The sequence below is a fragment of the Xenorhabdus sp. TH1 genome (assembly GCF_037260955.1).
Taxonomy (GTDB): domain Bacteria; phylum Pseudomonadota; class Gammaproteobacteria; order Enterobacterales; family Enterobacteriaceae; genus Xenorhabdus; species Xenorhabdus griffiniae.
In genome coordinates this window covers 946,370-966,279 of record NZ_CP147734.1, presented here as the reverse complement: position 1 = coordinate 966,279, position 19,910 = coordinate 946,370, and the positions used below count along the sequence as shown (strand labels likewise).

The following is a 19,910-nucleotide window of genomic DNA, read 5'->3' as shown; positions in this document are numbered from 1 at the left end:
TACGTGCAAAGTGGTAAATTCCGCATGGTGATGACTCCTTGCTGGAAGGCAAAAGACCACACAGCATTGATAGGTCGTTATTGCCAAATCATTGCCAGCAAAAAAACAATTTCCCCTACCTCAATGGAAGCTCCCAGCGTATCGCCCGTTTGTCCACCAAGACGATAATTGAAATAGAGGGCCAGCCCGTAAACCACAAGTAATGACACCATCATTGCCGACAAAGTTTGCCAATTCCCCAGCACCATCACCAATACAATACCAGCCAACAAAGTCAGCGTAGTTGCAGAGAAGCTAATTTGGCCAACGTAACTGCTTCCCATTCCCTCGCCTTCACGGGCGTCACGTTGCGCATACATTAAAAGCACCACGGCTGTTCGTCCGACAATCGATGCACAGGTCAACAAGGCAAGTAAATAAAAGGGAGGATGATAAGATAATTCAACAACAGCGAATGTTTTGAGGGCAAGACAGAAAATTAACCCAACACCACCATACGTTCCAAGTCGGCTATCGCGCATAATTTCCAGCATTTCTTTACGCTGGCGGGAGGAAAAAAGCCCATCACATGTGTCTGCCAGTCCATCTACATGTAACCCTCCCGTCAATAACACCAAAGCCAACACATAACCCATCGCACCAATATACATTCCCCCACCCGACTGGCTGATCGAAAGTGATACCAGCCCAGCCAGACCACCAACAATGAACCCAATCAACGGGAAATAAGGCACACCACGCCAATATTGACGAAAATCGACACCTGTCGCCCACTTTTTGGGGATCGGAAGCCGTGTCATAAACTGTAGTGTGGCCCAAAAAAGATGCAGTTTCATTTGATCTTGACTCCAATGCCCGAAACTATCAGCCAGACTTCTTTAGCCGCTTGTGCCAACTTTTGGTTGGCACGTCCAGCAATATCGACAAAATGGCGTGCCAGTCGATTTTCAGGTGTAATGCCCATCCCCAACTCGTTGGTCACCAAATATACTGGCATCGGACACATCAAGCTAGCATCAATCAGGTCATCAATCTGATGATGGATAATCACCTCTAATAAGGTGAAATCAAGTTCATCAGGTGATACACCACCCGATAAGTCAAACAACAAGTTAGCAATTAGTGTGGTAACACACTCTAGTATAACGCCCTCTTGGGGTTGGCGGTGCTGGCGGATAACAGAGCCTAAATTTTGATGGCCTTCCCAGGTTCGCCAATGTGCTGGACGCTCCTGTTTATGTCGCTTAATACGCGCCGCCATCTCTTCATCTGTGACCTGTGCCGTCGCGATATATAACACTTGCTCGCACTGTTTAGTGAGCAAGCGTTCAGCATAGCTACTCTTGCCACTGCGAGCACCGCCAGTCACCAAAATCATGGCATCACTCCGCCAGAGGTGTGTTCATGCATTAATTGATAAATCCGCGCGATATCCAGATGCTCACGCATACTGGCAGCCAATCTATTGAATTGTTTTTCTTTGTGCTGGAAGTAATTAAACGCTCCATTTTCCAGTGGAACGTCGCCTTTTCTGATACGCAATTGATTTAATAGTGGGCGGGTAAACGTGTTTTGATCAAACAGGCCATGCAGATAACTGCCCATTACCAACCCATCTTGAGCAACTGCACCCTCAAATCCATTTTTTTCCCCACTATTGCGCCAATGTATTTGAGCAAAAGGTGTTGCCTGCTGGCCAAGCCGAGTGGTTCCCATATGGATTTCATAGCCCGCAATGGGTTGTTCGCTGCATAGTTTCAGCATACCCGACAATGCAGGCATAACTACGCCCTCAACCTGCGCGGTCTGTTTTTCATTGGCAAAGTGGGTTTGTGTATCCAATAAACCTAATCCGGCCATTTGAGTTAAGCCGGATTCCACGCCATCCACAATCTGCTTACCTAACATTTGATAACCACCGCAGATCCCGATAATCGGCACATTTTTCTGACGGGCTATGATAATTGCCTGCTCAAAACCCTGGCTTTTCAACCATGCCAAATCTGCCAATGTATTCTTGCTGCCAGGAAGAATAATAAGATCGGCTTCCTGAAGTTCAGAAGGTTCGGAGACATAATGCAAAAACACATCCGGTTGAGCAGCCAGTGCATTGAAATCGGTGAAATTGGCAATATGAGGGTATTGGATGACAGCAATATCCAGACAATCTTCTGTTTTTTGTTGCTGTCGATCATATTTACCTACCTGTAACGCGACGCTGTCTTCATCTTCCAGATCAAGCTCCAGCCACGGCAACACCCCCAATATCGGTACTTGTGTCAAGGCTTCGATCTGATCGATGCCTGATTGCAACAAGGCGATATCACCGCGAAATTTATTGATGATCACCCCCTTGATACGCGCTTTTTCCGCAGGTTTAAGCAAGGCTAATGTGCCGTAGATGGATGCAAATACACCACCCCGATCAATATCTGCTACCAAAATGACTGGAGCATCCACTAATTCAGCCATCCCCATATTAACAATATCGCGATCACGCAAATTGATCTCAGCCGGACTGCCTGCCCCTTCTAACACCATGATATCCGTTTCTGCCGCTAACCCGTTATATGCCATCAAAATCTGCTGGAGCAATTGCGGCTTATATTCGTGATATTCCACCGCATTCATGCTGCACATCACTTTCCCCATAAAAACCACCTGGGCCTTGCGATCGCTGGTGGGTTTTAACAATACAGGATTCATCCGTACATCCGGCGCAATCCCTGCTGCTTCCGCCTGAAATATCTGCGCTCGTCCCATCTCTTTACCGTCTGCGGTAACCCCAGAATTAAGCGCCATATTCTGTGACTTAAAGGGAGTGCAGCGATAGCCATCTTGGGCAAATATCCGACAAAATCCCGCTACCAGCACACTTTTACCCGCATCAGATGCCGTTCCCTGAACCATCAGCGATAATGTCATTCTATTTTCTCCTGTATTTTAACCCACCCTCACTACTTACCTTGATAACTGCCCGTTTTTATTAACCAAAATCGTTGAAAAATATGATAATTTCTGCATCCTCTCTTTTTCGCTGAAAGACAGTGTGGCGAGATTATGCCAACATTGCTCAGTCGGCAAAGTCGCATCAGCCATCATCAACGCATGTTCTAACAGATTGTGACGTTGCAGCAGGTCACTGATCTGGGGAAAACGCGAGTAGACTTTCATCAGGACAATGCAGTCGTAATTGAGTAATGCTTGCTCTAAGACAGCTTCAGAAGCGGTACAGGCAATCACAGCCAATGTTTGATCTTCCATCGCCAGTGGCATCGCACTGGCGGCAGCAATAGCGGAAAATGAGGTGATCCCTGGCACAATTTCCAGCCATGAGGGAGAAGTCATCTGTTGCGACACCAACCGCTGCAAAAGAAATACCCATGTACTAAACAGCATGGGATCGCCCAAAGTGATAAAACCGACTTTCCTGCCATTCGCGACTTCCTCTTTCAAATTTTGCGCCACTTCGTCCCACACCGCTTGTTTTGCTGACATGTCGGCTTTCATTAAAAAGTGATAAGTGCAAACGTGAGTGTTCGGCGAAAGGTATTCTTCAATGATGGAGTGGGCGAGACTTTTGGTGCCTTTTTTTCCCGTCGGGGTATAGATCACATCAAGCTCAGAAAGAATACGCGCAGCCCGTACAGTCACCAGATCACTGGCTCCTGGGCCAACACCCATAACATACAGTTTTCCTGCTGTTACTGTTTCGTTCATAAGGCTTTCTCCTGATCATTAAGCGCATAGGCAAGGTGATCGACGAACATCTGCCGAATCATCGGGTTTTCTCCCAATCCCTGTAACCAGGGGATCGCAACAATTCCCGCATCCTCCAACTGTGATTTCCAGGAGTCGTCTTCATTGGAAGCCATATCATTAGTGGCATGATCGCCTGCCACCAGCATCAATGGCATCAAATAAGCCTTGCGGATTTTTTGCTCTTTTAATCCTTTGATGATCAGAGGAAGTTCGGGGTAACTTTCGACCGCGCCTACCCGTGCCGGAAAATGGGAGTGGCTCATCAGGTGATCTAAACAGGCGTAGGCAGAAAAAGCCGGGTGGGTTGTACCGTGTCCCATAAAAACGACACATTCATTCTCTGCCAACCGCGGAAGCTGGTGGCGCAGTGCCCGCATCAATTGCAGATAGTCATCAAAGTGGCTAAGCAAAGGCGTACCCAGCACCAACCGCTTAAAACGAGGGCGAAATTTCTCAACCTCGCGCCGCACTTTTTCATATTCATCGCCATTAATGATATGCAGGCATTGAACAGCAACATCGTGATAACCTGCGTGATGCAATCTGGTCAGTGCATCGTGGGGAGTATCAATGTGAATGCCATCGCGCTGACGCAATTTGCGAATGATCATGCCAGAGGTAAAGGCCCGAAATAGTTCCCTGTCTGGAAACACTGAGGCTAATTGCTGCTCACAGGCTTCAATATTGTTTTTCAGCGTTTCGGGATAACTGGTTCCGAAACTTATCACCAATAATGCTTTTTTCATTTCGCTTTTCCTTATTGGTTTATTTACGTACCAAAATTCGCCAATAACTGTGCCATCTCTTCCAATCCATTGGCCTGCGTGATCCCTTCTCCGGCAAATTTCTGCCCTGGGCGACAGAGCACAATGCAGGGCAGCCCAAGGGAAAGGCAAGGCTCCACTTTTTCCCTGAATCCTCCTTGCTCACCAGATTCTTTGGTAATTACAACCTCTGCCTGACAAAACTGGTAAAATGCCCGATTGAAATCGGCACTGAATGGCCCTTTCAGGGCAAAAATCTGATCAACTGACAAACCACAAGATTCACACAGCGCCAAAACTTCTGCGGTGGGCAATACACGGGCCAGTACGGTTTTTCCTGGCAGGTGCGCCACGTAATCGGCCAATTGCTTACTGCCGGTTGTCAGCAAAATACGGGTTGCCAAACTGGTTGCTATTTCACACGCTTGCTTAATAGTTGCCACTTTATAGATAAGGGGATGTTCAATAGCATCAATATCGCTGGGACGAATATAACGAATAAGAGGGATGCCTAGCGTTTGGCAAGCATCGACAATGTTTTGGCTCAGCCGTTCAGCATAAGGATGGGACGCATCAATGACCATTTTCGTCCCCCGCTTTCGCAAATATTCGGCCATCTCTTCGGCTTCCATCCTGCCGGTAACAATTTCACCGCGAACCCCCATCGCCTGCTGTGCTCCCGTCGGCGTTGCCACTGATAAGCCATAATCTATTCCGGCAACATCCATCATCACACAAATCTGGCGGGCATCGCTCGTACCGCCAAAAATGTGAATCAATGGTTGTCTCATAGCTTGTATCCTCTCGGCGTGATCATCAGGCCATCACGTATATACGTTGACTGGTTACCCACTATTACCAGACTGCGCATATCAACACGGGAAAAATCCATCGAGCCAAAAGTCGTCAGCCATTTATCTTCCTGTTTGCGCCCTGCCGCTTTCACCACACCAACGGGCGTTTCTGGTGATTTCCACGGCGCCATCAAGGAAAATGCCCGTGCCAAATGCTCTTCCCGTCCGCGACTGCGCGGATTATAGAAACAGACCACAAAATCGGCTTCTGCCGCAGCCTGAACCCGCTTTTCAATGACCTCCCACGGGGTGAGCAGATCACTTAGGCTGATATGACAAAAATCATGCATCAATGGTGCACCAAGCAAGGCAGCGCAAGCCGTACTTGCCGTCACTCCCGCCACCAACCGAACGTCTACATTGCGCTTTTGCTGGCTGACCAATTCCAAAATCAAGCCTGCCATGCCATAAATACCCGCATCACCACTACAAACTACTGCCACATTTTTACCTTGCTCGGCCAACTCAATGGCTGTCTGGCAACGTTCAATCTCTTTGCACATGCCAGTTTTGATAACTTCTTTATCACCGACCAGTGGTTTCACCAGATGGGTATAGGTTTTGTAACCCACCACGATGTCAGCCGCTTTCAATGCCGCAATCGCCTCCTGCGTCATCATGGCTTCACTGCCGGGACCAATTCCAATGACTGTTAACATGGATGCAATACTCCTAATGTGATGGTGACGCCCTGCTCACGCAGGGTATGGCCAACCAGATGCCCCTGACTCATTAGCCAGGCCACAGGTTGGGAGACACAGCCTATGCCCACTGTTTTTCGGACAAATTCAGAAACCGGAAATGTCTGTTCACACTGAGCAAGCTGATTAACAGAGAAGATTTGGTATGGAATTTGGCGCTCTTGTGCCAATTGAATTAACGCCGGTTCATTTTTTTTCAGTTCAACACTGCCGACGGCTTTTAACGCCAAAGATTCAAGGTTATGTTCCGCCAGATGGCGATCTAATAATTCGGCGAGCCGCTCCGCTTCCACACCCCGCCGGCAACCAATGCCTGCAACAATACGGCAGGGGATTAATTTAAAAGTCGGGATTGCCAGTGCCAGATTTGTCCGTTCATAGCTGATGTATACCAGAGCATCCAGCTCAGGCCGCTCTTCCAGAGAGTCAACGGGAATAAACCCACGCGTGTCATAGCGATCTTTTTCATCACTTAAGTTCGGGTGCCACCATATTCCTACCCGCTTGCCATTAACCAGCATTTGGTTAACGGTTTTGACATTCGTCCGGAAATTCTCCATTGTCCCATCAATTTCTTGCGATAACAGATCCAATGCGGCAACTTGGTTAACATCGGTGGCAGTGGTGATCACCGCCTGACCATCGAGAATATCTGCAATCTGTTGTGCCAGTTTATTCGCGCCTCCCATATGTCCTGATAATAAACTGATAGCAAACTGCCCTTTTTCATCCAATACGACGACCGCTGGATCAGTCATTTTGTCCTTGAGCAGAGGAGCGATAATCCGAATGGCAATCCCCGTCGCGCCAACCATGATCAACGCACCATATTGGGTGAATACCTTGCGTACCGTATTGGCAAAACCGCCTTCAAATGCTTTGAACCCGTTACCGCCATCTATAACGTCACTCGCCACCAATTCCGGGGAAGTGAAACAATCCACCGCTAAGTGAGTTCGCAAACGACGAGCCAATGCCATTCCCCCTTCAGTCAGGCAAAACAAGGCATATTCTTTGTTAGGTGACATTATTTTAGGTAACTCAGTCTTAGATAAGATTAAGTTAGGCGCTACGGTATTCATGGCTGAACCTCGCATCGTACAATTTCGAGTAGTGATACTCTTCGCCAAGAAAAGCCCCTACCAGGATCAAGGCCGTTTTACGGATGCCGGCGCTGCGTACCTGTTCAACAATCGTCGCCAATGTTCCCCGCACTATCTGGCAATCCGGCCAGGTTGCCTTGTAAACCACCGCAACCGGGGTTTCCTGTCCATATCCTCCCTGAATCAACCGAGCCACAACCTCTGTTATGTTTTGTACCGAAAGGAAGATCGCCATTGAAGTTTGGTGAGCAGCGAAGGCTTCCAACGTTTCCCGTGGCGGCATTGGCGTTCTGCCTTCCATACGAGTGATAATCAAACTTTGCGCGATTTCGGGCACGGTGTACTCCACGCCCAACTGTGCAGCAGCCCCAAGAAACGAACTCACTCCCGGCACAGAAACAAAACCAATAGCATGATTTGCCAGTTCTTCTGCCTGTTCACGTATGGAGCCAAACAGCGATAAATCCCCCGTTTGCAGGCGAACCACCAATTTGCCCGCTTTCACGCCATTCACCATCAATGCCGTGATTTCCGCTAACGTCAATCTCGCGCTGTCATGGCATTCGGCATCTGCACGGCAATAATCCAGTAACTCCCGATTAACCAACGAGCCGGCATAAATCACCACGTGCGCCTGACGTAATAATTGATAGCCTTTCAGGGTAATCAAGCTCTTATCCCCTGGCCCCGCACCAACAAACCAGACTTTTTCAGGATCAAAACTGACGTTATCTATCGGTTCAGAATTAATATATTCAGGCATCATCCCCCTCCTTTTGCTCAGACTCTTTCTGGCAGGACAGTAAATAAGTGGGGTTGTTGGGTTTGAAATAATGTCCTTGCCCTAGTGCCGTCAGTTCTCCCACCTGAATTTCACGCCCATCAAGCGCTGTCACCCGACAGAATTTCAGGTGCGATAATGCTTGCGTGAAGTTTTCCAGCAGGATAAAAGTCATGACTAAACGTCCACCTGGGTTCAGGTGCAATAATGCCCAATCAATGATTTCTGTCAGATACCCTCCCGTTCCGCCAATGAAAATAGCATCCACGGTGTTGTCCAATGGAATAGGGGCAATACCAGACTGGATACAAACCCGATGGCAGCCAAAATGCCGAATATTTTCAGCAAGCAATAACAGGGCCTCTTCCTTGCGTTCGATGGCAAGAATATCCAATGCGGGATAGCGCAAGGCCGCTTCAATACTGACGCTACCTGTACCTGCACCAACATCGATAAAACGGTGGGCTTTTTCCAGTTCCAATCGTTCCAATGCCAGCGCCCTAACGGCTTCTTTGGTCATGGGGATGCGATGACCGCGCAAAAACAGTTCATCTTTCATTCAGGTTCACCATTTAAAATCACCACTGCATTCAGGCCATAATCAATGTCGCCGCGTTGCACAACCTGTTCCGCCTGCAAACAAATAATTTGTTCATGTTCATGGGATAAATTTTTACCAATCACCATGCGCCGCTGCTGCCCGCGTGCCAGAATTTCTTGCGCAATCTGGTAAGGGCCAATGGCGTCATCCGTTACCATGGCGATTTTTTCGTGTTGCAGGAGCCAATCAAAATCCGGTTTGCGCCCGTGGCTGCTGGTGAGATAAATGTCGTTCATATCCAGCAAAATTTGGGCGCATAAATATTGGATTGAACTGATGCCAGAGATAATGCGGATATTTTGTCCAAAAAAATGCTCAGTGATCCGTTTGCCAATGCCATAAAAGAGAGGATCACCCGATGCCAGCACAATAATTTGCCGATGCTGATTCTGTTCAAGCCATTGCATCAATCCATCCACATCAGCATCCAAACGGCGGGTTTCCCCGTTGAAATGAGGAAATTCGGCAAGATGGCGTTTTCCTCCGACCAATACTTCCGCCTGTCTGATAGCGTCCAACGCCGCCAGTGTTTGGTTTGCAGCGGCGCCAGGGCCAATACCAACAACGGTGATCATCGGCAATCCTCCATAAAATCCTTCACTATCGAATCCACAGGCCGATTGCAGCCCAAGATCTGGTTATCAAAAGAGAAGAGAATGGCATCACACTGCGGCTTACCACTGGCGAAACGTAGCATTTGGTCAATACGCCCGCAGATTTTCCGGGCAATCTGTTGGTATACAGCCTGCCAGCCCCGTTCTGCAATCAACTCAATGGCCGCTTCGGTGGTATCACATTGATCCACGGCCTGAATCAGTTCGAAAGGTGCTCCTATCAAGGCCAGATTGGCAATCAGAGTTTCCATGCGACCATCAGCAATATGGCTGTGGGTATGAAAAATACCGGCAGCGATTTTCACCAACTTGCCGACATGTCCTACCAGAACGATATGGCGGAACTCCAGACGCACAGCTTCCTGCAACATATAACCGACAAAATTACTCATTGTGACGACATAATTCGCATCAATACCCAACTGCTGACTGACAAAACGCTCACCGTGATTTCCTGGTACAAAAATAATGCGATCCAACCCAGCGGCACGTTTGGCCTCTAATTCCAGTGCCAGAGAACGTTTCCAGCTCTCTTCCGACATCGGTGTCACAATGCCTGTCGTGCCAATAACCGAAATGCCCCCCTTAATTCCCAATCTGTCGTTATAGGTTTTCTTCGCCCGTTCCTCGCCTTCTGGAGCAAAGATGACGATATCTGCCCCACGGTGCGAACCGATGACCTCCCGTACCGCTTCCTCGATGGTATGGCGAGGGGTTTTATTAATGGCTGCCCAACCTATCGGCAAACCAATCCCCACTCGCGTTACCCTGCCAATGCCTTCACCGCCATCCAGTGTGATCACACCGCTGTCATTCAGGAAAACACGGGCAAAAATCAACATACCGTGGGTTGCATCCACATCATCGCCACCGTCTTTACGGATAGCGGCAACCGCCTGCTGTCCCTCAATCAAGGGTTGTTCGACATTCAAAGCCAAGGTGACACCAGAAGGCGTGACAATCGAAACCTGGTGAATAATCTGCTGGCGCAAGATCATCAATGCAGCAACCCTGGCAGCGGCTGTGGCACAAGATCCCGTGGTGTAGCCCTTGCGATACTGCTTGCCCCGATGCCAAACCATTCCGAGGTCATTGGCCTGCGTATCACTGATTTCATTCATGCCTGACCTCCGGCATCCGATACAGAATGGCGTTGATAATGGCGGCAGCAATATTACTGCCCCCCTTACGCCCTTTTGCTGCAATGCAATTTAACCCGCTATTGATCAGGACATTTTTTGACTCTTCTGCGCCGACAAACCCAACTGGCACCCCAACGACAGCAATCGGGGCAACTTGATGTTCCATCAAACGAAACAGCGCAGTCGGGGCGTTGCCGAAGACAAAAATCTTCTCCCCCGCTTCTTGCAAGGCCAGATCGACTGCTGCCATTGAACGTGTGATTTGCTGGGCTTTTGCCATTTGTATGGCGCGGGGATCGCTGACATAACAACGGCATTCGCTGCCATATTGAGCCAGACGCGTTTTATTGATGCCTGATAGCGCCATTGTCGTATCGGTATATAACGTACAACCACGCAAGATACCGTCGCGAATATGGCGCAAAACATCAGGGGAAAAATAGAGAATATCAAGCCAGTCAAAATCAGCCGTGGTATGGATCACCCGTTTGATCACCGCTTCTTGATCCGCATCCACAAAACGATAATCAGGCCACGATCCGAAAATAATCTGGCTGATAATGGCAAAGCTATTACTTTCGATCTGTTGGGGTTGACGGATGTAATCATTCATGCTGTTCCCTCCTTACACCATTACACTGACCAGACTATGCAGCAGCGCAAACAGCAGGAGTGCTATCACGGATGCCACCACCATCATCTGAACAGACTGTGGGATATCATTAGGCGTGACTTCACGCCTTGCATCACCAATCCACGGCTTTTCGACAAGCTGATTAAAGTAGACATTCGACCCGCCAAGACGGATACCCAATGCCCCTGCTACAGTTGCTTCCGGCCAGCCACTATTGGGGCTACTGTGTTGGTAACGATCACGCCAGCCAATGCGTAACGCCTGCCTAAAATTCAATCCCTGCCATTTCGCGGCCATTGCCAGCAGAAGCCAGCCCAAACGGGCAGGCAGCCAATTCGCCACATCATCCATACGTGCCGAAAACATCCCCAATGCCCGATAGTGGGGTGTTTTATAGCCCACCATTGAATCAAGGGTATTGATTGCCTTATAAGCCATGGCAAGTGGAACACCACCAAGCATTAAGAAGAACAATGGAGCAATCACGCCATCCACGCTGTTTTCTGCCACGGTTTCAATCGCGGCACGGCTGATTTGTGGTGTTTGCAATTGGCCAGTGTCTCGACCGACAATTTTGCCAAGCTGTTGACGGCTGGCCGCTAAATCTCCCTGACGCAATGCCTGATAAACAGCGTTTGCCGCATCGCCTAAGCCACGTCCGGCCAATACGGTATAAATCAGCCAAACTTCAACCAAACATCCCAGCCAGAACGTCACGCCATAGGCCAATTGCAAAACCCAATAGCTCGCCAGCCAGCCACTCCCTACAACCACCAGCCATAACAGTACACCACCCCATTTCAAGTCGGTTTCAGTTTGGCAAATCCGGCGAATAAGTTGCTCAATTTGGTTGGTAAGTTGTCCCATCCAGCGCACTGGATGCGGCCAATGGGGAGGATCACCCAATTTCATATCCAGAATAAAAGCCGCAAACCACAATAAGACGGTCATAACAGCCTCCGTGCCATCATCAACCAACGCTGGAGCACATGGGGGCGTTGAGCAAAATGAATATGCAGATAGCTCGCCAGGGTATTGCCATTCTGGTAACCACCCAGCCAGCTTTTCTGCACTGTTTTTAAGGTTTCTTTTGGATCACTCCATTTAATACACTGAAAAACGGGTGATTGGGCCGTGATAAAATCCGAATAATGGAATTCATGCCCGCGTAACGTTTCCCCTTTCGCCACTAAAGGCGTATCACACAGCGCCATGGCTTCACAGTAACCAAAGCGTTTCAGGTGATCTCCCATCTGGCTTTCACCGGCAATCAACCCTACCATGCCATGCCGTACACCATCTGCATCAATCAGGGTATCGCCGAGATACATCAAACCGCCGCATTCCGCATAAATGGGAATGCCTTTTTGCTGCGCCTGACGTAATGCCGTATGCATGGCATGATTGCAAGACAGGGCCTGAGCATAAATCTCAGGGTATCCGCCCCCCAAATAGATCATCTGGCATTCAGGTAACCAATGATCATGCAGGGGACTAAACCGTTTGATAGTCACACCCGCTTTTTCCAACAACAACAGGTTATCAGGATAATAGAAGTAGAATGCCTCATCTTCTGCCAGAGCCAGCGTTAAGCCTTGCCCCATCACAGGATCAACAAGGGAATCAATATTGCCTTTTGGCAAGGAAGATAGCTGGGTTAATGTCAGCAACTTATCCAAATCCACTGAGGCTTCGATCTGCTGAGCCAAGCGAATCCAGCATTCTTCGCGTTGGCTGACTTGCTCTTGCGCAGAGATCAAACCGAGATGGCGGGAAGGAAGGGTAACCTCTGGCATCACCGGCAACCGCCCCAAAACAGGAATACCGCAATAGCCCTCAATTGCCTGCTTTAATAACTGAAAATGGCTATCGCGATTGACGCGATTGATCAGCACGCCCACAATATTGACCGCTGGATCAAATTGCTGAAATCCCATCACTGTAGCGGCTATTGAGGTGGAAACCGCCTTCCCGTCCACCAATAAAACCACTGGACAGCCAAGTTGCTTTGCCATTGCCGCACTACTGCAATAATTGGGATCAGTACCATAGCCATCATATAACCCCATCACCCCTTCAATTACGGCAATATTTTGTTCAGCCATAACTTGGTTAAACAAACCATTCAGGATGAGTTCGGGTAGCATGAAAGCATCAAGATTACGTGAAGCAACGCCCGTCACAGCATAATGCCAGCCACCATCCAGATAATCAGGCCCGATTTTAAACGGCTGTACCCGCAGTGAACGGTTCATCAAGGCTCGCATGATGCCGAGAGCAACGGTGGTTTTACCACACCCGCTACCTGTACCTGCAATGACAAAAGCATGTTTCTGTTGCATATGCTTACCCCAAAACATTTAAATTCTGTATTGGTGTTAAAATCGGTATTAGTTTTAAATCTGCAACACAGCTTCTCATTCATTGATATTTATCAAATAAACGTCGTTTAGTTCGATTTCGACAAAACAATTAATATTCCATGAATAATGCCACCTTTTATCTCGTAACAAATAAGCAACTTAACAAAAAGAGTTATCACAATATCAATTGCACATAAAAATAAACAAAGAAATAAATTTATTTTAAAAATACACATTTTTCATTTTTATAAAAACACCCTCTATTATTTTTGTGATCTTGTTCATGATTATAAATCCTTAAAAACAATTTTTATTTTTAATACAATAAAAACTAATACACAACCACAATCCCAGCAATTAAAATATAATTACAATGCATTGAATTAATTAAAAATAAATTCATTGATGATATAAAGAAACATTCATATAGAAAAATATTAACAACGGACAACAAAATTCAAATTTAAATTAATTTACACTTAATAATACGAATATTGACATAAATCAAATTCACTTACACCGCATTAAAGTAATAATTATAAAAAACTGAAACCGACATAACACTGCTCATAAGAACAAGAAGAAATCATCCATAAAGCAATAAATAAAAAAATATAAGATAGAATAAACAAACTTTTATAAAAACAAAAAACAGAGGCTCACTATCCTGATGAAAATATATTTTTCTCTTTGATGATTTATATTTTAATTCCATAGAGGTAATTCAATGAATAAAGGCAATGTATGGTTAGTGGGAGCAGGCCCTGGTGATGCAGGTTTAATTACAGTCAAAGGATTACGCTGTATTCAATCTGCGGATGTCATTGTTCATGACCGTCTCGTCAATCCTGAACTTATTGCCCAGGTATCCGACCACTGTGAAATTATTAATGTTGGGAAAGAACATGATTACCATCCCATCCCACAAGACGAGATTAATCAAATTCTGGTCAGACATGCGCAGGCGGGAAAACGGGTTGTGCGCTTAAAAGGCGGCGATCCCTATGTTTTCGGCCGTGGAGGGGAAGAAGCGGAAGTGCTGGCACAACATGGCATCAAATTTGAAGTCATTCCGGGGATCAGTTCCTCAATTGGTGGATTAACCTATGCCGGTATTCCCATTACCCACCGCAATTATGCATCGAGTTTCCACGTTGTGACTGGACACACTTCTCAAGGCAATGAACAACAGAATTGGCAGATACTCGCCCAATTGGAAGGCACATTGGTTATTCTAATGGGGATGACCCGCCTGATGGAGATCTGCCAACAATTGATGCTATATGGTAAATCCCCCACAACACCTGCTGCTGTGATCATGTATGCCAGCCATCCCACACAAGAGAGCGTGATAGGCACACTGGAAACCCTGGTTGCAAAAGCGGAAGAGAAGAACTTACATGCACCCGCATTGATTGTGGTTGGTGATGTCGTCAATTTAGGAACAAGGCTTTCCTTCCTCCCCACTTACGGAGCAATCTATGAGTGAACATGGCGGCAATATCATCGGCATTGCCCAACAATATGGCCTTCCAGCCAATGAGCTGATTGATTTCAGTGCCAATATCAATCCATTAGGTGCGCCAGAACGGGTTAAGGTGTTGATCCAAAACAGTCTCGCCGACATCGAAAAGTACCCAGATATGGAATATCGCCACTTGCATCAGGCGATAGCAGAGGCCCATCAATGCGATTACAACTCAGTAATCGCAGGCAATGGTGCAACAGAACTGATCTATGCTGTCACCCGTTATCTCAATCCTAAGCGCGCCTTGCTCCTTATCCCAGGATTTGCTGAATATCGACGAGCTTTGCAGCAAATTGGCACAGAAATTATCGACTATCCATTAAAAGAGGAAGCCGGATTTCAACCTGATTTACGCCTGCTGAATACGCTTTCCACAATTCAACCCGATTGCGTTTTTATCGCCACACCCAATAATCCTACCGGATTAATGCCGGACAATCCGTTTATGCAATCGCTAGTGGAACATTGTGAACGACAAGGGATTGCATTGATTGTCGATGAATCCTTTATTGATTTTCTCCCTGAGAATCGAGGGTTGATTCCGCAAGTGACTGTCACTAAGCATCTTTATGTATTACGTTCAATGACCAAATTCTTTGCCATTCCCGGATTACGTTTGGGCTATTTAATCAGCGGAAATATCGCAGGGATTACAGAGATGAAAAACCGGCGTGAACCATGGTCAATGAATGCCTTTGCTGCGCGGGTGGGAGAAATTTTGTTTGATGAACATGACTATATTGCTGCAACACATCAATGGCTAACATCACAGCAACATTATCTATGGATCCAGCTTTTAACTTTCCCAGAACTGACTGTCTGGCCGCCATCGGCTAATTTTCTGTTCTTCCGTTGTCATAAGCCCAATGTTGATTTATGGCATGCTTTACTTAAATATCGGTTGTTAATTCGCCATTGTAAAAATTATGTCGGGTTAGACGAACGTTACTATCGCATAGCCGTGCGCAGTGAGTGGGAAAATCAGCGCCTAATTGCAGCGATGCAACAGGTTTTTGCCTATGGCTGAAGCCTCTTGTCCCGCTTCCTGCGGAGAACTGCTACAAGGATGGCTGTTTGGGGGAGAAAAGTTAATCTCCTGTCCAATCAACTGGTTCAGTTGTGTTTCCGTGAGTGAAGGCATTCCTATACCACATGAACGGCCACGTATGCGCCAAATGGTAAATTTACTGCTGAATTACTGGCAGGAACCACCAGAATTGACTGCTGGCTTGCGTATTGAATATCAATCGACAATTCCAATCGCCAAAGGCATGGCCAGCAGCACAGCGGATATTGCTGCTACCGCCCAAGCCACCGCCAGATTATTGGGTAAGTCACTGGAAAGCACGGAGCTAGCACAACTCTGTGTCAAACTGGAGCCTACTGACAGTACAATATTCAAACGATTGACCTTGTTTGACCATCTCACCGCCCAGACCCAAATTCCCTTCGATTGGCAACCTGATATCGATATTTTGCTGTTGGAAAGCCCACAAACCATTTTGACAGAAGAATATCACCAACAGGATCATCACGCACAATGGCGGGATAACGCCCTTTTATTCCAACATGCCTGGTGGCAATTTCATACCGCGAACCAACGGCATGACTATGACCGCCTTGGGGAGGCTTGCACGTTAAGCGCCATCGCCAGCCAATCGATACTACCGAAACCCTGTTTTGATCAACTACGGGATTTGGTCGAGCAAACGGGTATCTATGGCCTAAACGTTGCCCATAGTGGCAGTGTCGTCGGCCTGTTGTTCGACTCACATCGCCATGACGTCAATTACCTACGCTGGTGGCTGCATCAAAAGAAGATTTCTGAGCACTACCCAAAAACTCACCAGGTTAAACTCATTGCGGGGGGTGTTCGCTGAAATCTATACATATCTTCACATTTTCCTTATTATGAATAACATAATTTAAACAATGAATTAAACCCTATGGAAAATACAACTCTGACACCCGCTACAATTGACGCTTTCATGTCACTCGACATTCGCATTGGCAAAATTATCAAAGCAGAAAAAAACGAAAAAGCTATCAAACCCGCTTATAAACTTTATATCGATTTTGGCAGTGACATCGGCGAGAAACAAAGCTCTGCCCAGATATGCCAAAACTACACAACAGAACAATTAATCGGTAAGCAGATACTGGCAGTAGTGAATTTTCCCCCAAGGCGCGTGGCGGGGTTTAAATCTGAAGTTTTGGTTTTAGCCGCAGTTTGTGACGAACAAGGAACCGTCCTTATCCAGCCAGAAAAAAACGTAAAATTAGGCACCCGAATGTTGTAATTTTTTGAGTCGTAAAATAATAGGAATACCATGAGAACACAGAAAAGATGTATGGGTTACGTCGCTATTGTTGTAGATGATTATGATAGGGCTATCGATTATTACACCAATAAATTGGGATTTACATTAGTAGAAGATACGCCACAGCCAGGAAAAAGATGGGTTGTTGTCACGCCAAACCCGGAAAGTGACTGTAACTTACTGCTGGCAAGAGCCTCTAACGAAAAACAAGAAGCATTTATTGGTAACCAATGTGGTGGACGGGTATTCTTGTTCCTGCAATCTGACGACTTTTGGCGTGATTATCACAAAATGAAAGAAAATGGCGTCCATTTTTGTGAGGAACCCCGTCAGGAAGAATATGGCATGGTCGTCGTTTTTGAAGACATTTATGGAAACCGTTGGGATTTATATCAGAATTCGGTTGCTTAGAGCACTTATAAATATGACTGTTAGCCCAATTATATTGGGCTATACCAATCTAACTTCAATATGTGTGTGATTTCTCCCCACTAAGCGGGGATAAGTTAGGTCTCATATCGTGTTGTCAATTGCAACTTGAAGTCTAATGCGTATATATTTAATTATACTAACACTGATTGGTAAAAATAAATTAACATTATTAACAAGAACACTGCTTATATCTTTCATCAATAAATAAATTGATCTTATTTAAAATAGAAATACTATTACTTACCCACTCCCATTAATAAATATTAACCACATTCAAATACTAATAATAGCATTTCAATAATACAGTATGTTTTTTAAATCAAACTTACATTTTTTATATTTTATTCTGCCATAACAATATGTTTAGAATAACCCGAGAAAACATACCGTAAAACGATAAACTAAATATTAAAATCAACACAAAACCATATTTTAACCAATGTTTAAAATAGGATAACATCTTATGAACACAATCAATATAAGCAGCAGTAACATTACCATCATAAATAATAATGACTCTAATCCTGAGCCACTAACTTATAATACCAACACACCAGCATCAGAACCTCTTGCTGTCAATCCTTATAGGGATATGACAATAGAGCCACACTCATCTATAGAGGCAATAAGAATTGACACCCCCATTATTCCCGAAACACGCCCTAATTACTACGTAGCCAATTCTGGCCCCGCTTCATCAGTCAGGGCTGTTTTTTATTGGTCTCATTCTTTCACATCTGAATGGTTCGAATATTCCGCTATCACAGTGAAAGCTGGAGAAGACGGCATATTAAAATCACCAAGCAACTCTGTGTATTACAGCAAAGTCGTCATTTATAATAATACAGATAAACGAGCCTTTGTTACTGGGTATAATAAATAACAATACGAAAAAAATTTATAACTAATAAGTTTTAATTTCATAATTATTTAACTAAGTAATTAAGGTGAAATAAAATCATGAATACCACACCGAATAATATATCTGAAAATGAAACATTGCCTGTACTCACTGACATTATGCTTATAGCACCTTATACAATGTCTACTCCCGATTATGAATGGGATATGTCATCAATTATAAAGGATGCCATCATTGGTGGTGTAGGTTTTATTCCAGGATCAGGTCCCGCAATGTCCTTCCTGTTAGGGCTATTTTGGCCTCAACAGAAAGATAACACCTGGGAGCAAATTCTCCAAAAAGTAGAGCAAATGATAGAGAATGCCGTTCTACAAACTATTAAAGGAATACTTAATGGAGATATACAAGAGATCAAAGGAAAAATGGAGCATGTGCAATACATGCTGGAAACCTCACCTGGCAGCCAAGAAAGCCATGATGCATATATGTTCCTGGCCAGATATTTAGTGAGTATAGATGAAAAATTCAAGTCTTTTGATAATAAAACAAACTACCAGATCCTGCCGATGTACACTAACACGGTTATGTTACAGATCCCTTATTGGAAAATGGGGATAGAGAAGAAAAATGATATTGGGCTGACAGATATTGAAGTCAATGAGTTAAAACAACTTATCGACAAATTGGTTGACAAAGCCAAGAATTACATCCATACGATGTATACCAATGAATATAACGATGCCATAAACACATCAACAGCAGTAAGTGTCACTAATAATTTATTGTCTGTAAGAGGATATTGTTTATTACACGGTTTAGAGTGTATTGAATTAATTGAACATCTACAAAATAATAGCCTGGAAAGTGGTTTCAATCCTAAAACTATCAGTTATTCAACCGTATTTGATCGTCCTACTAATAAGACGAGAATTCAGGCCTTGACAGAAGACGATCAAATGCAGGAACCCTTCAAGCCATCTTTAATCGATGGAAAATACAATAAAATCAAATCGTTGATTGGGTACGTACAAAGAATTGGCAATGCCCCTAGAGTGGGTGGTATTAAAATCACATTTGCCAACGGTTCATCCTATACACTCGGCACAGTAACATCAGAAACCAGTTCAATTGAACTCAATGACAGTGTTATCGACAGGTTGGAAGTATGGGGCAATGGCGCTGTTGATGAAGCTTTATTTACATTAAGTGATGGGCGTCAACTCAGAATCGGTGAGCGCTACGCGACAAAATACAGAAAATATGCTGTTGATGGTCACTATATTGCAGGGCTGTATTTAGCCAGCGATGAACCTTCACTTGCTGGTCAAGCTGCAGGTATTGCCGTTTCGTACCATCTGTTAGCTGATAAAAAATAATATCGACTAATGGAACTTGAGTTTTAGATCCCCCCTGGTTACATCGCTAATTGTGTAACCAGGGATAATTTT

General features: G+C 45.5%; 22 protein-coding genes. 7 read left to right on the top strand and 15 right to left on the bottom strand.

What is annotated here, in order from left to right; all coding sequences use genetic code 11:
* Positions 1–77: 77 nt before the first annotated feature.
* From cobS to WDV74_RS04130, 15 genes are read right to left on the bottom strand one after another with little or no spacing between them, the layout of a single operon-like run.
* On the bottom strand, positions 78–836 hold the full coding sequence (gene cobS / locus WDV74_RS04200) for an adenosylcobinamide-GDP ribazoletransferase (protein WP_338884813.1): 759 nt from the start codon (positions 834–836) through the stop codon (positions 78–80).
* The gene (gene cobU, locus WDV74_RS04195) at positions 833–1,378 is read right to left on the bottom strand and encodes a bifunctional adenosylcobinamide kinase/adenosylcobinamide-phosphate guanylyltransferase (protein WP_338884812.1); all 546 of its coding nucleotides are present in this window, start codon (positions 1,376–1,378) and stop codon (positions 833–835) included. The genes cobS and cobU overlap by 4 nt, the downstream gene beginning before the upstream one ends.
* Positions 1,375–2,925, bottom strand: a complete 1,551-nt coding sequence (locus WDV74_RS04190) for a cobyric acid synthase (protein WP_273570464.1) — start codon at positions 2,923–2,925, stop codon at positions 1,375–1,377. The genes cobU and WDV74_RS04190 overlap by 4 nt, the downstream gene beginning before the upstream one ends.
* Before the next feature lie 36 nt (positions 2,926–2,961).
* Entirely contained in the window at positions 2,962–3,720 is a 759-nt protein-coding gene (locus tag WDV74_RS04185; protein ID WP_338884811.1) for a cobalt-factor II C(20)-methyltransferase, read from the bottom strand.
* On the bottom strand, positions 3,717–4,508 hold the full coding sequence (locus WDV74_RS04180) for a sirohydrochlorin cobaltochelatase (RefSeq protein ID WP_273570462.1): 792 nt from the start codon (positions 4,506–4,508) through the stop codon (positions 3,717–3,719). Before WDV74_RS04180 ends, WDV74_RS04185 begins: the two co-directional genes overlap by 4 nt.
* Positions 4,509–4,531: 23 nt before the next feature.
* Positions 4,532–5,317: a cobalt-precorrin-6A reductase gene (locus tag WDV74_RS04175; protein WP_338884809.1), complete on the bottom strand. Its 786-nt coding sequence runs from the start codon at positions 5,315–5,317 to the stop codon at positions 4,532–4,534.
* Positions 5,314–6,039 (bottom strand): precorrin-3B C(17)-methyltransferase, encoded by a 726-nt coding sequence (locus WDV74_RS04170; RefSeq protein ID WP_189759941.1) that lies wholly within the window; start codon positions 6,037–6,039, stop codon positions 5,314–5,316. The genes WDV74_RS04175 and WDV74_RS04170 overlap by 4 nt, the downstream gene beginning before the upstream one ends.
* On the bottom strand, positions 6,033–7,109 hold the full coding sequence (gene cbiG, locus WDV74_RS04165; RefSeq protein WP_338805363.1) for a cobalt-precorrin 5A hydrolase: 1,077 nt from the start codon (positions 7,107–7,109) through the stop codon (positions 6,033–6,035). Before cbiG ends, WDV74_RS04170 begins: the two co-directional genes overlap by 7 nt.
* Positions 7,110–7,143: 34 nt before the next feature.
* Entirely contained in the window at positions 7,144–7,947 is an 804-nt protein-coding gene (locus tag WDV74_RS04160; protein ID WP_338885530.1) for a cobalt-precorrin-4 methyltransferase, read from the bottom strand.
* Entirely contained in the window at positions 7,940–8,524 is a 585-nt protein-coding gene (locus tag WDV74_RS04155; RefSeq protein ID WP_338884808.1) for a decarboxylating cobalt-precorrin-6B (C(15))-methyltransferase, read from the bottom strand. Before WDV74_RS04155 ends, WDV74_RS04160 begins: the two co-directional genes overlap by 8 nt.
* Entirely contained in the window at positions 8,521–9,141 is a 621-nt protein-coding gene (locus WDV74_RS04150) for a cobalt-precorrin-7 (C(5))-methyltransferase (RefSeq protein WP_338884807.1), read from the bottom strand. The genes WDV74_RS04155 and WDV74_RS04150 overlap by 4 nt, the downstream gene beginning before the upstream one ends.
* A complete protein-coding gene (gene cbiD / locus WDV74_RS04145) occupies positions 9,138–10,301 on the bottom strand; it encodes a cobalt-precorrin-5B (C(1))-methyltransferase CbiD (protein WP_338884806.1) in 1,164 nt (387 codons plus the stop codon). The genes WDV74_RS04150 and cbiD overlap by 4 nt, the downstream gene beginning before the upstream one ends.
* Positions 10,294–10,935, bottom strand: a complete 642-nt coding sequence (locus WDV74_RS04140) for a cobalt-precorrin-8 methylmutase (protein ID WP_338884805.1) — start codon at positions 10,933–10,935, stop codon at positions 10,294–10,296. The genes cbiD and WDV74_RS04140 overlap by 8 nt, the downstream gene beginning before the upstream one ends.
* Before the next feature lie 12 nt (positions 10,936–10,947).
* Complete coding sequence (cbiB, locus tag WDV74_RS04135) at positions 10,948–11,907, bottom strand: adenosylcobinamide-phosphate synthase CbiB (protein WP_338884804.1); 960 nt, start codon at positions 11,905–11,907, stop codon at positions 10,948–10,950.
* Entirely contained in the window at positions 11,904–13,298 is a 1,395-nt protein-coding gene (locus tag WDV74_RS04130) for a cobyrinate a,c-diamide synthase (protein WP_338884803.1), read from the bottom strand. The genes cbiB and WDV74_RS04130 overlap by 4 nt, the downstream gene beginning before the upstream one ends.
* Positions 13,299–14,046: 748 nt before the next feature.
* Between WDV74_RS04130 and cobA the strand changes: the two genes are divergently transcribed.
* The 7 genes from cobA to WDV74_RS04095 all read left to right on the top strand — a co-directional run bounded on the left by cobA (position 14,047) and on the right by WDV74_RS04095 (position 19,838).
* Positions 14,047–14,808, top strand: coding sequence for a uroporphyrinogen-III C-methyltransferase (gene cobA, locus WDV74_RS04125; protein WP_338884801.1), 762 nt, complete (start codon positions 14,047–14,049; stop codon positions 14,806–14,808).
* On the top strand, positions 14,801–15,874 hold the full coding sequence (gene cobD / locus WDV74_RS04120; RefSeq protein WP_338884799.1) for a threonine-phosphate decarboxylase CobD: 1,074 nt from the start codon (positions 14,801–14,803) through the stop codon (positions 15,872–15,874). Before cobA ends, cobD begins: the two co-directional genes overlap by 8 nt.
* Positions 15,867–16,727 (top strand): GHMP kinase, encoded by an 861-nt coding sequence (locus WDV74_RS04115; RefSeq protein WP_273570450.1) that lies wholly within the window; start codon positions 15,867–15,869, stop codon positions 16,725–16,727. The genes cobD and WDV74_RS04115 overlap by 8 nt, the downstream gene beginning before the upstream one ends.
* 66 nt (positions 16,728–16,793) lie before the next feature.
* The gene (locus WDV74_RS04110; protein WP_338884797.1) at positions 16,794–17,147 is read left to right on the top strand and encodes a tRNA-binding protein; all 354 of its coding nucleotides are present in this window, start codon (positions 16,794–16,796) and stop codon (positions 17,145–17,147) included.
* Between the two features lie 30 nt (positions 17,148–17,177).
* The gene (locus WDV74_RS04105) at positions 17,178–17,579 is read left to right on the top strand and encodes a VOC family protein (RefSeq protein WP_338884794.1); all 402 of its coding nucleotides are present in this window, start codon (positions 17,178–17,180) and stop codon (positions 17,577–17,579) included.
* A gap of 484 nt (positions 17,580–18,063) precedes the next feature.
* Complete coding sequence (locus tag WDV74_RS04100; RefSeq protein ID WP_338884792.1) at positions 18,064–18,483, top strand: JHE-like toxin PirA; 420 nt, start codon at positions 18,064–18,066, stop codon at positions 18,481–18,483.
* Between the two features lie 77 nt (positions 18,484–18,560).
* Complete coding sequence (locus tag WDV74_RS04095) at positions 18,561–19,838, top strand: insecticidal delta-endotoxin Cry8Ea1 family protein (protein WP_338884790.1); 1,278 nt, start codon at positions 18,561–18,563, stop codon at positions 19,836–19,838.
* Positions 19,839–19,910: the final 72 nt, after the last annotated feature.